The organism is Pseudomonas sp. I3-I5 (genome assembly GCF_022699445.1).
Lineage (GTDB): Bacteria > Pseudomonadota > Gammaproteobacteria > Pseudomonadales > Pseudomonadaceae > Aquipseudomonas > Aquipseudomonas fulva.
The window spans coordinates 3,661,385-3,675,830 of sequence record NZ_CP093940.1; the positions used below are offsets into that span (position 1 = coordinate 3,661,385).

Annotated in this window: 11 protein-coding genes; 10 read left to right on the top strand and 1 reads right to left on the bottom strand. The window is 60.8% G+C overall.

Going from position 1 to position 14,446, the window contains the following annotated elements; all coding sequences use genetic code 11:
• Positions 1 to 367 precede the first annotated feature (367 nt).
• From arcD to gltS, 7 genes are all read left to right on the top strand, one after another.
• A complete protein-coding gene (gene arcD, locus MOP87_RS16320; protein WP_027913774.1) occupies positions 368 to 1,795 on the top strand; it encodes an arginine-ornithine antiporter in 1,428 nt (475 codons plus the stop codon).
• Positions 1,796 to 1,826: 31 nt separating this feature from the next.
• On the top strand, positions 1,827 to 3,080 hold the full coding sequence (gene arcA / locus MOP87_RS16325) for an arginine deiminase (RefSeq protein WP_145280581.1): 1,254 nt from the start codon (positions 1,827 to 1,829) through the stop codon (positions 3,078 to 3,080).
• Between the two features lie 66 nt (positions 3,081 to 3,146).
• Complete coding sequence (locus MOP87_RS16330) at positions 3,147 to 4,157, top strand: ornithine carbamoyltransferase (protein ID WP_027913772.1); 1,011 nt, start codon at positions 3,147 to 3,149, stop codon at positions 4,155 to 4,157.
• 88 nt (positions 4,158 to 4,245) lie between these two features.
• The gene (gene arcC / locus MOP87_RS16335) at positions 4,246 to 5,175 is read left to right on the top strand and encodes a carbamate kinase (protein WP_028687065.1); all 930 of its coding nucleotides are present in this window, start codon (positions 4,246 to 4,248) and stop codon (positions 5,173 to 5,175) included.
• 47 nt (positions 5,176 to 5,222) lie between these two features.
• Complete coding sequence (locus MOP87_RS16340) at positions 5,223 to 5,591, top strand: DUF5064 family protein (RefSeq protein WP_027913770.1); 369 nt, start codon at positions 5,223 to 5,225, stop codon at positions 5,589 to 5,591.
• A gap of 71 nt (positions 5,592 to 5,662) precedes the next feature.
• Positions 5,663 to 7,171, top strand: a complete 1,509-nt coding sequence (locus tag MOP87_RS16345; RefSeq protein ID WP_027913769.1) for a sigma-54-dependent transcriptional regulator — start codon at positions 5,663 to 5,665, stop codon at positions 7,169 to 7,171.
• A 165-nt stretch (positions 7,172 to 7,336) separates the two neighbouring features.
• Positions 7,337 to 8,536 carry a sodium/glutamate symporter gene (gltS, locus tag MOP87_RS16350; RefSeq protein WP_049695491.1) on the top strand — a complete coding sequence of 400 codons (1,200 nt, stop codon included), beginning with the start codon at positions 7,337 to 7,339 and terminating at the stop codon, positions 8,534 to 8,536.
• Between the two features lie 78 nt (positions 8,537 to 8,614).
• On the opposite strand, the gene MOP87_RS16355 is transcribed toward gltS, so the two are convergent.
• Positions 8,615 to 8,869, bottom strand: coding sequence for a bacteriocin immunity protein (locus MOP87_RS16355; protein ID WP_132578325.1), 255 nt, complete (start codon positions 8,867 to 8,869; stop codon positions 8,615 to 8,617).
• Between the two features lie 816 nt (positions 8,870 to 9,685).
• On the opposite strand from MOP87_RS16355, the gene gcvH reads away from it, so the two are divergent.
• The 3 genes from gcvH to gcvT all read left to right on the top strand — a co-directional run bounded on the left by gcvH (position 9,686) and on the right by gcvT (position 14,140).
• On the top strand, positions 9,686 to 10,069 hold the full coding sequence (gcvH, locus tag MOP87_RS16360) for a glycine cleavage system protein GcvH (protein WP_242809813.1): 384 nt from the start codon (positions 9,686 to 9,688) through the stop codon (positions 10,067 to 10,069).
• Positions 10,070 to 10,080: 11 nt separating this feature from the next.
• Positions 10,081 to 12,936 (top strand): aminomethyl-transferring glycine dehydrogenase, encoded by a 2,856-nt coding sequence (gene gcvP / locus MOP87_RS16365; RefSeq protein WP_242809814.1) that lies wholly within the window; start codon positions 10,081 to 10,083, stop codon positions 12,934 to 12,936.
• Between the two features lie 82 nt (positions 12,937 to 13,018).
• The gene (gene gcvT / locus MOP87_RS16370; protein ID WP_027913765.1) at positions 13,019 to 14,140 is read left to right on the top strand and encodes a glycine cleavage system aminomethyltransferase GcvT; all 1,122 of its coding nucleotides are present in this window, start codon (positions 13,019 to 13,021) and stop codon (positions 14,138 to 14,140) included.
• The last annotated feature ends 306 nt before the right edge of the window (positions 14,141 to 14,446 follow it).

Below are 14,446 nucleotides of genomic sequence, written 5' to 3' on the forward strand. Positions count from 1 at the left end.
GGCTGGTGTCATTACAGCCGTACTTCCATTTAGCCACTAAGCCATTAACGTCTAAGCGTGCGGTGGTTAAGAACCCCGCAGTTGCCAACCGGTTCACACTATTCCGATAAAAGCATAAATACCCGTAAAAAATTTGCGCTCTGCCCAGAAGCGACTAGTTTCAACCTTCGCAGGCAAAGAGGGATGAAGATGAGCAATACATGGAGGTGCCAGCGTACAAGGCCTGCAGCCATGGCAGTCGGCAGTCTCCAGGAGTTCGGTGAGGTGATTCAACGGCCTTACCTTGCAATGCACTGATCCATATCAGCGTGTGGCCACGGCGTCAGATTTAATCTGAGGCCAACTTTCTCCTGGCAGGAGTTGTTAAATGTCTGATTCTCCCGCAAAACTAAAACTCGGCGCATTAGTTGCGTTGGTCGTCGGCTCGATGATCGGTGGCGGTATATTTTCCCTGCCGCAGAACATGGCCGCCAGCGCCGGCGTGGGCGCGGTACTGATTGGCTGGGCGATCACCGCCGTGGGCATGCTGACCCTGGCTTTCGTATTCCAGACCCTGGCTAACCGCAAGCCTGACCTGGACGGTGGGGTCTATGCGTATGCCAAGGCCGGTTTCGGCGATTACATGGGCTTTTCTTCGGCCTGGGGCTACTGGATCAGTGCCTGGCTGGGGAACGTCGGCTATTTCGTGCTGTTGTTCAGCACCCTGGGCTATTTCTTCCCGGTGTTTGGCGAGGGCAACACGCCGGCCGCGATCATCGGCGCCTCGATCCTGCTGTGGGCCGTGCATTTTCTGGTGCTGCGTGGCATCCGTGAAGCGGCGTTCATCAACCTGGTCACCACGGTGGCCAAGGTGGTGCCGCTGGTGCTCTTTGCGCTGATTTGCCTGTTCGCCTTCCGGCTGGACATCTTCACCGCCGATATATGGGGCACCAGGACCCCTGAGCTAGGCGGTGTGATGAATCAGGTGCGCAACATGATGCTGGTGACGGTGTGGGTCTTCATCGGCATTGAAGGCGCGAGCATCTTCTCGTCACGTGCGGAAAAACGCTCCGATGTGGGCAAGGCCACCGTCATTGGCTTCATCACGGTGCTGTTGTTCCTGGTGCTGGTCAATGTGCTGTCGCTGGGCATCATGACCCAGCCTGAACTGGCAGGGCTGCAGAACCCCTCGATGGCGGCCGTGCTTGAGCATGTGGTCGGCCACTGGGGCGCCGTGCTGATCAGTGTCGGGCTGATCATTTCGCTGCTCGGTGCGCTGCTGTCATGGGTGCTGTTGTGCGCCGAGATCATGTTCGCCGCAGCCAAGGACCATACCATGCCCGCGTTCCTGCGCCGCGAGAACGCCAACCAGGTGCCTGCCAACGCCTTGTGGCTGACCAACGCCATGGTGCAGATCTTCCTGGTGATCACGCTGTTCTCCAACAGTACCTACCTGTCGCTGATCTACCTGGCTACCTCGATGATCCTGGTGCCCTACCTGTGGTCGGCGGCCTACGCCGTGTTGCTGGCGGTGCGCAGTGAAACCTATCAACAGGCGCTGGCCGAACGCCGCAAGGACCTGTTCATCGGCAGCATCGCCCTGCTCTATGCCATCTGGCTGCTGTATGCCGGCGGGGTGAAGTACCTGCTGCTCTCGGCGTTGCTGTACGCCCCTGGCGCCATCCTGTTTGCCAAGGCCAAGCGTGAGGTGGGCCAACCTGTCTTCACCCCCGTGGAAAAACTGATTTTCGCAGCCGTGGTCGTCGGTGCCTTGGTGGCAGCCTTCGGCCTGTACGACGGCTTCCTGACGCTGTGACCCCTCTTCGACTCAATGGAGGATTGAAACCATGTCCGCTGAAAAACAGAAATACGGTGTGCATTCAGAAGCCGGCAAGCTGCGCAAGGTCATGGTGTGCGCGCCGGGCCTTGCGCACAAGCGCCTGACCCCGAGCAACTGCGACGAGCTGTTGTTCGACGATGTGATCTGGGTGGACCAGGCCAAGCGTGACCACTTCGATTTCGTCACCAAGATGCGCGAGCGCGGTGTCGATGTGCTGGAGATGCACAACCTGCTGACCGATATCGTGCAGCAACCCGAAGCACTCAAGTGGATACTGGACCGCAAGATTACGCCCGACACCGTTGGGGTGGGCCTGACCAATGAAGTGCGCAGTTGGCTCGAAGGCATGGAGCCGCGCCATCTGGCCGAATTTTTGATCGGCGGTGTGGCCGGCCAGGATCTGCCGCAAAGTGAAGGTGCCGAAGTGGTCAGGATGTACAACGACTACCTGGGCCATTCCAGCTTCATCCTACCGCCGTTGCCCAACACCCAATTCACCCGCGACACCACCTGCTGGATCTACGGCGGCGTCACGCTCAACCCCATGTATTGGCCGGCGCGGCGCCAGGAAACACTGCTCACCACCGCCATCTACACGTTCCACCCGCAGTTCACAGGCGCCGACTTCCAGGTCTGGTACGGAGACCCGGACAAGGACCATGGCCAGTCCACCCTCGAAGGCGGTGATGTCATGCCCATCGGCAACGGCATCGTGCTGATCGGCATGGGCGAGCGGACCTCCCGCCAGGCCATCGGCCAGTTGGCGCAGAGCCTGTTCGCCAAGGGCGCCGTGCATAAAGTCATCGTCGCCGGCTTGCCCAAGTCCCGCGCCGCCATGCACCTGGATACCGTGTTCAGCTTCTGCGACCGCGACCTGGTCACGGTCTTCCCCGAAGTCGTCAACGAGATCGTGCCGTTCATCATCCAGCCCGACGAAAGCCGGCCCTATGGCATGGACGTCCGCCGCGAGCACAAATCGTTCATCGAGGTGGTGGGCGAACAATTGGGCGTGCGCCTGCGGGTGGTCGAAACCGGCGGCAACAGCTTCGCCGCCGAACGCGAGCAATGGGACGACGGCAACAACGTCGTGGCGCTGGAGCCAGGCGTGGTCATCGGCTACGACCGCAACACCTACACCAACACTTTGCTGCGCAAGGCCGGGGTCGAAGTGATCACCATCAGTGCTGGCGAACTGGGCCGTGGTCGCGGCGGTGGCCACTGCATGACCTGCCCTATCGTTCGCGACCCCATCGATTACTGACGTCCATCACCCAGGCCGTCCCTACCCGGCGGCGGCCCGGCGTTCACCACACCCAGGAGAAAAGTCATGGCGTTCAACATCCACAACCGCAACCTGCTCAGCCTGGAACACCACAGCACCCGTGAGCTGCGTTACCTGCTGGACCTGTCCCGCGACCTCAAGCGGGCCAAGTACACCGGCACCGAGCAGCAGCACCTCAAGGGCAACAACATTGCGCTGATCTTTGAAAAAACCTCCACGCGTACCCGTTGTGCGTTCGAGGTGGCCGCGTACGATCAAGGCGCCAACGTCACCTACATCGACCCGAATTCCTCGCAGATCGGCCACAAGGAAAGCATGAAGGACACCGCACGTGTACTCGGGCGCATGTACGACGCCATCGAGTACCGCGGTTTCAAGCAGGAAATCGTCGAAGAGTTGGCCAAGTATGCCGGCGTGCCGGTATTCAATGGCCTGACCGATGAATACCACCCGACCCAGATGATTGCCGACGTGTTGACCATGCGCGAACACAGCGACAAGCCGCTGCATGACATCAGCTACGCCTACTTGGGCGATGCGCGCAACAACATGGGCAACTCGCTGCTGTTGATCGGCGCCAAGCTGGGCATGGACGTGCGCATCGCCGCGCCCAAGGACCTGTGGCCCCACGATGACCTGGTGCAACGTTGCAAGCAGTACGCCGAGGAAAGTGGTGCCCGCATCACCCTCACCGAAGATGCCAAGGCGGCAGTCAAGGGCGTGGACTTCATTCATACCGACGTGTGGGTATCGATGGGTGAACCCATCGAAGCCTGGGGCGAACGTATCAAGCTGCTCAAGCCCTACCAGGTCAACGCCGAGCTGATGAAGGCCAGCGGCAACCCCAGGACCAAGTTCATGCACTGCCTGCCGGCGTTTCACAACTGTGAGACCAAGGTCGGCAAGCAGATCGCCGAGCAGTACCCGGACCTCACCAACGGCATCGAAGTGACCGACGACGTGTTCGAGTCCCCGGCCTGCATTGCGTTCGAGCAAGCGGAGAACCGCATGCACACGATCAAGGCGATCCTGGTGTCGACACTGGCCGACCTGTAGATCGCCACCTGCCCAGGCGTTGCGGCTGTTAGCGTGCCGCAATAGCCGTCGGGCAGCGGCTCAAGACTTTCGATAAAGGACATTCTTCATGCGTATCGTTGTTGCACTAGGCGGCAATGCCCTGCTGCGCCGTGGCGAGCCCATGACCGCGGAAAACCAGCGCGCCAACATCCGTACCGCCGCCGAGCAGATTGCCAAGATCCACCCAGGCAACGAGTTGGTGATCGCTCATGGCAATGGCCCGCAAGTGGGCCTGCTGGCATTGCAGGGGCTGTCGTACAAGCCGGACGAGGCCTACCCATTGGACGTGCTGGGCGCCGAAACCGAGGGCATGATCGGCTACATGATCGAGCAGGAACTGGGCAACCTGCTGGACTTCGACGTGCCGTTCGCCACCCTGCTGACCCAGGTTGAAGTGGACGCTCAGGACCCTGCGTTCAAGGACCCGAGCAAGTTCATCGGCCCGGTCTACAGCAAGGATGAAGCCCAGCGCTTGGCCGCTGAAAAGGGCTGGGTGGTCAAGCCTGACGGCGACAAGTACCGCCGCGTGGTGGCAAGCCCCAGACCCAAGCGCATCTTCGAAATCCGCCCCATCAAGTGGCTGCTCGAAAAGGGCAGCATCGTGATCTGCGCCGGCGGCGGCGGCATCCCGACTCTCTATGATGAACACCGTAACCTCAAAGGGATCGAGGCGGTGATCGACAAGGACCTGTGCTCTGCACTGCTGGCCGAACAGCTCGAGGCCGACCTGCTGGTCATTGCCACCGACGTGGAGGCGGCGTACATCGACTTTGGCAAGCCAACCCAACGCGCCATCGCCCAGGCCCACCCTGACGAGCTGGACAGGCTGGGTTTCGCGGCAGGTTCGATGGGGCCCAAGGTGCAGGCGGCCTGCGACTTCGCCCGGCACACGGGCAAGGTGGCGGTGATCAGCTCGCTGGCCAACATCGAGCGCATCGTGAGCGGTACCGCCGGCACGCGGGTTTCGACCGCTGCCCCCGGGATCAGCTACCGTTGACACAGTCGGCGGGCCATGTGCCCGCCCAACCTCGTACAGGAGAGCCCATGGCCAAATATGAACCCGGTCACGTCCACATCGAGCGCACTGCGCTCAACAGCAGTGACCACAGCTATGACCTCAAGGTGGACTACGAGGCCTTCACCGACCCCCGTGAAGGCAGGGGCATTCAGTTCCGCATGCAGGGCAGCATCGAGGGCAAGCCGGTCGACGAGGTTTTCTTTCTGCCCAAGGACCAGGTGCTGCCTAGCTTTCTGATGCAACTGAGTCGCCGCGCCCAGGCCTACCTGGCCCCACCGAAGAAGTTCGAGAGCCTGGCTTCACCTCACAGGATCTACGACTGGATGTTCGAAGACATTCGCGCCAAGCTGGACGTGAAGTCCGGTGACCCCATCAAGCCTGAGCATCTGGAGTAGGGCGCTACCCGTCACGAGCAGGATCAGCTTGAGGCATACTAGCGCCCTACCCGGCCATTTCGTATTGCCCCATGCGTATCCACGTCAGCTTCATCGACCGCGTCGGCATCACTCAGGAAGTCCTGGCGCTGCTCGGTGCGCGCAACCTCAACCTCGATGCCGTGGAAATGGTGCCGCCGAACGTCTACATCGACGCGCCTACCCTCAGCCCCGCCGTACTGGAAGAGCTGCATGACGCCTTGTTCGAGGTGCAGGGCGTGGAGGCGGTGGAGGTGGTCGATATCCTGCCGGGGCAACGCCGTCACCTGCAGCTCGATGCGCTGCTGGCCGCCATGAGCGACCCCGTACTGGCGGTTGACAGGGCCGGCAAGGTGCTGCTGGCCAACCCCGCGCTGGTGGCGTTGTGTGGTCGGGAGTCGGCCGGGCGCTGCGTAGGCGAGTTGTTTGGCGACCCGGGCCTGCTGCAAGTATTGCTCGACAGCAACTTTCACCTGCCCATGCGCGAAATGCAGCTCAATGGCCAGAGCCTGCTGCTCGATGCCATGCCAATCACCCATACCGGCGGCTTGCTGACGCTCTACCCGCCTACGCGGTTGGGCGAACGGCTATCGGCCCTGCGCCATGACCATGCCGAGGGCTTCGACGCTCTGCTGGGCGAATCACCTGCCATCCGCACCCTGAAGGCTCGAGCCCTGCGCGTGGCCACCCTGGATGCACCGCTGCTGGTGCATGGCGAAACCGGCACCGGCAAGGAACTGGTGGCCCGCGCATGCCACGCGATCAGCAGCCGTCATGCGGCCCCCTTTCTGGCTCTGAACTGCGCCGCATTGCCTGAGAGCCTCGCCGAGAGCGAACTGTTCGGTTATGCACCAGGCGCCTTCACCGGCGCCCAGCGCGGCGGCAAGCCAGGGCTGATGGAGCTGGCCAACCAGGGCACGGTGTTTCTCGATGAAATCGGCGAGATGTCCCCCTACCTGCAAGCCAAGCTGCTGCGTTTTCTCAGCGACGGCAGCTTCCGCCGGGTGGGGGGCGACCGGGAAGTGAAGGTCAACGTGCGTATCATCAGCGCGACCCACCGTAACCTGGAGCAGATGGTGGCCGAGGGCACGTTCCGCGAAGACCTGTTCTACCGCCTCAACGTGTTGAACCTGCAGGTCCCACCCCTGCGTGACCGCGGCCAGGACATCCTCATGCTTGCGCACTTCTTCATGCAGCAGGCCTGCACACAGATCCAGCGGCCTGCCTGCAGGCTCACCCCCGCCACTCACAGCGCCATGCTGGCTAACCCTTGGCCGGGCAATGTACGGCAATTGCAGAACGTGATCTTTCGCGCCGCCGCCATTTGCGAAAGCAACCTGGTGGACATCGGCGACCTGGACATCGCCGGCACGTCTGTCAGTCGCACCCATGAAGGTGATGTGGCCAGCCTGGAGCAGGCTGTGGGTGATTTCGAGCGTGAACTGTTGCAACGGCTGTACACCAGTTACCCCTCGACCCGATTGCTGGCGGCCCGGCTGCACACCTCACATACCGCCATTGCCCAACGCCTGCGCAAATACGGCATTCCTGGGAAAACCTGAAGTTGTCGGCAAATGCTGCTGTTTTAGTAGACTTTTCCTAGGCGTTCCCCGGATACGTCCTTCCTCACGCCTCGTAGAATGGCGCCAGTGCAATCCCTGCCTGTCACCCCGCAAGACCACCCCAGAGTGGTCAGCGGTCCGTTATGGATTCAACGAGAGTACCTGATGTTCGAACTCGATTTTTACGGCACGCTGGTGGCCGCTTCCCTGGTGCTGCTGCTAGGTCGCGGCCTGGTCGCACGCATAGGTTTTCTGCGTGCCTACAACATTCCTGAACCGGTCGCCGGCGGCTTGGTGGTCGCGATTGCCCTGTTGGTGCTGCGCACCTTCGATGTGCAAGTTCACTTCGACACCTCCCTGCAAACACCTTTGATGCTGGCGTTCTTCGCTACCATCGGCCTGAACGCCGATTTCGCCAGCCTGAAAAAAGGTGGGCGCGCGGTGGTGCTGTTCCTGGCGGTGGTGACCAGCCTGCTGGTGGTACAGAACGCCCTGGGCATCGGTCTGGCCACGGCGCTGGGGTTGGACCCGCTGATGGGCCTGCTGGCCGGTTCGATCACCCTGTCAGGAGGCCATGGCACCGGTGCTGCGTGGGGCGCCACCTTCACCGAAAAATTCGGCCTGGCCTCGGCCTCGGAACTGGCACTAGCCTCCGCCACATTTGGATTGGTACTGGGGGGTTTGATTGGTGGCCCCGTGGCCCGCTTGCTGATCAAGCGGGTCGCTAGCCCTGGTCGCGCCGACAGCACGCCTCAGTTACCTTCAGGCTTCGAGCAGCCGGAGAAAGAACGCCTGATCACCTCGATTTCCGTGATCGAGACGCTTGCCCTGATTGCAGTGAGCCTGTTGAGCGGCACCGTTTTGAATGAGCTGCTCAAGGGTACTGCCTTCGAACTGCCAAACTTCGTCTGCGTATTGTTCGTGGGCGTGCTGCTGCGCAATGGCCTGTCAGCCTTCGGCTTTTACCAGGTGTTCGAGCGGGAAGTGTCGGTACTGGGCAATGTGAGCCTGTCGTTGTTTTTGGCCATTGCGTTGATGTCGTTGAAACTGTGGGACCTGGCTGCCCTGGCACTGCCGTTCTTCGTGCTGCTGGCGGCGCAGACGCTGCTGATGGCACTGTTCGCCATCTTCATCACCTTCCGAGTGATGGGCCGCACCTACGACGCGGCTGTCCTGTCCGCCGGCCATTGCGGCTTCGGGTTGGGGGCAACGCCGACGGCAATCGCCAACATGCAAGCGGTAACCCAGCGGTTCGGGCCTTCGCACGTGGCATTTCTGGTGGTGCCGATGGTGGGGGCGTTCTTCATTGACTTGATCAATGTGGTGGTGATCAAGGTGTATTTGGCATTGCCGTTTTTTCAGTAAGCAGGCCATGATGGCGTTGCTGAACCGCTAAGGTTAAGACTCCCGCATGATGAGCTGCGGGAGTCGTCTGTTCTGGATTCAAGATGGCTTGAACCCTGGAAGTCCCTGCTCAGCCCGCCACCGTTTCACTTCATCAACCACCGCTTGAGGGGAGGATTGAATCCCGACCCTGTGGGGGCGATAAATCAAGTTTGACGTTGCAGGATGCTGCACCAAGCGTTCAAACTCAAGTATGCCGCGAGTGTGCTCCCTGTCATTAGGAAAGTACTGAGGGTCACTGTGATATAAGGCATACACCCATTGGAAAAATTCTCGCTCAGTAAAATCAGTCATTTCTTTAGGCGTGGGTCTATTTTCCGCTTGCGCAAGACTTGCCTGTGAGCTGCTGTAGCTTGCCTTTCATTCCAGGCATGCTCTGAGGGCCTGTGAATAGCATACCGCCTATAAAGCCAAGGTTACTCAGGCATCTTTGAAACCGGGCAACCCCTGCTCTTTGCGCCACCTTTATCACAGCACCGACGACGGATCGTGTTCAATCGTTTACCCCTACTGCACTTGAGTGAAATATTAAATCAGATCCTTGTGGGTGTTCTGAAAGCACCTCAAACTTCATGACCTCCTGTGGGTGCGAACGATCCCAAGGATAAAGGACCGGATCTGCATGATAGAAACCGCAGACAAAATTCATGATTTTTCAGTCAGGCGAGATGGTTTATTCTGTATGACCCACTATTCCTGATAGATCAAATACATATTTCAATAAACTTCACCAGCAGATTATTAATATCATAAACATTTTTGCTTCAGAAACACTGGCTTTATGGTGTATTTCCCATTCCTTGTTTGATTCCCCGATGCACGGTTGCTTATTCAAAACAGTGGAACACGCGTCGCCGTATCGAATTCAATACACCGTATCTGAATCGCTACACCTCCAACTCCAAGGTGGGCCGAGAGATTAACGGCGTCATATAGCAAAACCAACGTTTTATCGTATCGATTTCGTTACACCGTCTTACTCGATCTTCAGCAAGCTGGCATTCCCTCCCTGTATCCACAGGGCCCAGCGCTAGTTGGCCACGTTATTGCTTACTGAAAACCCACCAGAGCGCGAACCTAATCGCGCCACCCGGTCCACGAGGATTTTTCATGAGCGAGTTGCGTTTCACCGACGACCACGAATGGCTGCGTGTAGAAGCTGATGGCAGCGTCATCGTAGGTATCACTGCCTACGCCCAGCATGCACTGGGGGATGTGGTGTTCGTGCAGCTGCCGGAGCTGCAGCACTATGACAAAGGCAGCGAAGCGTCCACCGTAGAGTCGGTCAAGGCTGCTAGCGGGGTGTACATGCCGCTGTCCGGCGAGGTGATCGAGGTCAACGCCCAACTCGAAGAGCGCCCCGAGCTGGTCAACGAGGACCCGCTGGGCGAAGGCTGGTTCTTCCGCATCAAGCCTGCCGACGCCAGCGCTGTGAGCGCCCTGCTCGACCAGGAGGCCTATGACCGCCTGCTCAACGCCAACGACGACGCCTGAGGAATCACGCCATGACCATCAACCTCAGCACTGCCAATGAGTTCATTGCCCGTCACATCGGGCCACGCAGCGAAGACGAGCAGGCCATGCTCGCCACCCTGGGCTTCGACTCGCTGGAGGCCATGACCGACGCCGTCATCCCCGCCAGCATCAAGGGCACCAGCGTGCTGGGCACGGACGATGGGCACAGCGAAGCGGATGCGCTCGCCGCCCTGAAGGCCATCGCCGGCAAGAACCAACTGTTCAAAAGTTACATAGGCCAGGGTTACTACAACACCCACACGCCCGCGCCCATCCTGCGCAATCTGCTGGAGAACCCGGCGTGGTACACCGCGTACACGCCCTACCAGCCAGAAATTTCCCAGGGCCGGCTGGAAGCTCTGCTCAATTTCCAGACCCTGATCAGCGACCTCACAGGGTTACCGATCGCCAATGCGTCGCTGCTCGATGAGGCAACGGCCGCTGCCGAGGCCATGACGTTCTGCAAGCGCCTGTCGAAGAACAAGGCCAGCAACCGCTTCTTTGCCTCAATGCATTGCCACCCCCAGACCCTCGATGTACTGCGTACCCGCGCTGAACCTCTGGGCATCGAAGTCGTGATAGGCGACGAGCAGACGCTCGACGATGCCAGCCCGTTCTTCGGCGCCTTGCTGCAATACCCCGCCAGCACCGGTGGTATCTTCGATTACCGGGAGGTGGTGCAACGGTTCCACCACGCCAATGCGCTGGTGGCCGTGGCGGCGGACCTGTTGGCCTTGACCCTGTTGACCCCGCCTGGCGAGTTCGAGGCCGATGTGGCCATTGGCAGCGCCCAGCGCTTTGGCGTGCCCCTGGGCTTCGGCGGGCCTCATGCGGCCTACTTCGCTACCCGCGATGCCTTCAAGCGCGACATGCCAGGGCGCCTGGTGGGCGTGTCGATAGACCGCTTCGGCAAGACGGCACTGCGCTTGGCCATGCAGACACGTGAGCAGCACATTCGCCGCGAAAAGGCCACCAGCAACATCTGCACCGCCCAGGTGCTGCTTGCCAACATTGCCAGCATGTTCGCCGTGTATCACGGCCCTGAAGGTCTCACGCGCATTGCCCAACGTACCCATAGCCTGACCGCCATCCTGGCCCAGGGCTTGCGTGCAATGGCTGTGACGGTGGTGGGCGACACGGCATTCGACACCCTGACCCTGGCCACTGGCGATGCCACCCTCGGCCTGCACGAAAAAGCCCGTGCACAAGGCATCAACCTGCGTCAGGTCGATGCCGGCCATGTGGGCGTATCGCTGGATGAAACCACCACTCCGGCGGATGTGCAGGCGCTGTGGCAGCTGCTTGGCGATGGTCAAACGCAACCTGACTTCCAGGCGCTGGCCGCCAGCAGCGGTACGCTGCTGCCCGAGGCCTTGTTGCGCCGCTCGACGTTCCTGGAACACCCCGTGTTCAACCGCTATCACAGCGAAACGGAGTTGATGCGTTACCTGCGCAAGCTGGCCGACAAGGACTTGGCCCTGGACCGCAGCATGATCCCGCTGGGCTCGTGCACCATGAAACTCAACGCTGCCAGTGAAATGATCCCGGTCACCTGGGCAGAATTCGGCAACCTGCACCCCTTCGCCCCGGCGCAGCAGAGCCAGGGCTACCTGCAATTGACGTCGGAGTTGGAGGCCATGCTCTGCGCAGCCACGGGCTACGATGCCGTATCGCTGCAACCTAACGCCGGTTCTCAGGGCGAGTACGCGGGCCTGCTGGCGATCCGCGCCTATCACCGCAGCCGCAACGAGGGGCATCGCGACATCTGCCTGATCCCTTCTTCAGCCCACGGCACTAACCCGGCAACGGCCAACATGGCCGGCATGCAGGTGGTGGTCACGGCCTGCGACGCGCGCGGCAACGTCGACGTCGCCGACCTGCGTGCCAAGGCCATCGAGCACCGTGAACGCCTGGCAGCGCTGATGATCACCTACCCGTCCACCCACGGGGTGTTCGAGGAGGCGATAGGCGAGATTTGCGCCATCATCCACGACAACGGCGGCCAGGTTTACATCGACGGTGCCAACATGAACGCCATGGTCGGTCTGTGCGCACCGGGCAAATTCGGGGGCGATGTGTCGCACCTGAACCTGCACAAGACCTTCTGCATTCCCCATGGCGGCGGTGGTCCGGGCGTTGGGCCGATCGGTGTGAAATCGCACCTGGCGCCCTTCCTCCCGGGCCATGCTGCCCTGGGCACTGCCGAAGGCGTGGTATGCGCCGCACCCTTCGGCAGCGCCAGCATCCTGCCGATCACCTGGATGTACATTCGCATGATGGGCGGCGCAGGGCTCAAACGGGCTTCGCAGATGGCCATCCTCAATGCCAACTACATCGCCCGCCGCCTGGAGGAGCACTACCCGGTGCTGTACACCGGCGGCAATGGCCTGGTCGCCCACGAATGCATCCTGGACCTGCGCCCGCTCAAGGACAGCAGTGGCATCAGCGTCGACGACGTGGCCAAGCGGTTGATCGACTACGGCTTCCATGCCCCGACCATGTCGTTCCCGGTGGCAGGCACGCTGATGATTGAGCCGACCGAAAGCGAATCCCGGGAAGAACTGGACAGGTTCTGCGCGGCCATGATCCAGATCCGCGAGGAAATCCGTGCGGTAGAGGACGGCACGTTGGACAAGGATGACAACCCGCTCAAGAACGCGCCGCACACCGCAGCGGAACTGGTGGGCGAATGGGCTCATGGTTACTCCCGCGAGCAAGCGGTCTACCCGCTGCCTGGCCTGGTGGAAAGCAAGTACTGGCCGCCTGTGAGCCGGGTCGACAACGTCTTCGGCGACCGCAACCTGGTCTGTGCCTGCCCCTCGATCGAAAGCTACCAGGACGCCTGACAGCGCCGGATCGTGAGTGTGTCATTCGCCTGGCGGTCAATGTCCCCGGACATTGACCGAAAACCCATGCAAGGAGTCATCGATGTCCGAAACACTGCTCAAAACCCCACTGCATGCCCTGCACCTGGAACTGGGTGCGCGCATGGTGCCCTTCGCGGGCTACGACATGCCGGTGCAGTACCCTCTGGGTGTGCTTAAAGAGCACCTGCACACCCGAGAACAGGCCGGGTTGTTCGACGTCTCGCACATGGGGCAGATACTGCTCAAGGGTAGCGACGCTGCCAGGGCGCTGGAAACGCTGGTGCCGGTCGATATCATCGACCTGCCCGTTGGCATGCAGCGCTACGCCATGTTCACCAACGAACACGGCGGCATCCTCGACGACCTGATGGTCGCCAACCTGGGTGACGACACGCTGCTGCTGGTGGTGAACGCCGCCTGCAAGGATCAGGACCTGGCGCACTTGCAGCGGCATATCAGCCAACGTTGCGAGGTACAGCCACTGTTCGATCAACGTGCTCTGCTCGCCTTGCAAGGGCCGGCAGCGGCCAAGGTCCTGCAGCGTCTGGCGCATGAAGTGGCGGACATGACGTTCATGCAGGTGCGACCTGTCACGTTGCTGGGCCACCTGTGCTGGGTCAGTCGGTCGGGCTACACCGGGGAGGATGGTTATGAAATCTCCGTGCCGGTGGCAGGTGCCGAGACGCTCGCCAGAGCGCTGCTCAAGCAGCCAGAGGTCCAGCCGATCGGGCTGGGGGCCCGTGACTCGTTGCGTCTGGAAGCCGGCCTGTGCCTGTATGGCCATGACATGAACGCCGACACTTCACCCGTGCAGGCGAACTTGTTGTGGGCAATGTCCAAGTCGCGCCGGGCCGATGGTGCGCGTGCTGGGGGCTTTCCGGGCGCACAGGCCATCTTCGATCAGCAACGTGAGGGTGTGAAACGCAAGCGGGTCGGTTTGCTGCCCCAGGAACGCACGCCTGTACGCGAAGGCGCCGAGATTGTCGATGCAGAAGGCACCTCGGTTGGCACCATCTGCAGTGGCGGCTTTGGACCCACACTCAGTGCCCCTGTGGCGATGGGTTATGTGGACACCGAACAGTCCGCACTGGACACGCTTCTATATGCACTCGTGCGTGGAAAGAAGGTGGCCTTGAAAGTCAGTAAAACCCCATTCGTTGCGCCCCGTTACTATCGCGGTTGAGGCAGACTCATCAGCGGCGTGGCAACGTTCAGCATCTTCGTTTGCGAACGTTGCCCGCGCCACTGCGAACATGGCGCCAGGCCAGGCACCATGCACTGTTCGGCGGTTTGGCCGCTGGTTGTAAAACAGTCACTTTCCACCCGCTGGAAGGCTTGTTTTTCGCTCGGCAGTTGGCGTAGAGTCAACGCACTGTGTTTGCATGGGTCGCAACAGTTCGTGACCTGGGCCAGTAGCCGCAATCTGCTACAACCCGTTCGACGTCTCTTACTTTCCTGCAACCCAGCCCAGTACTCTTTTGCTTGTTTG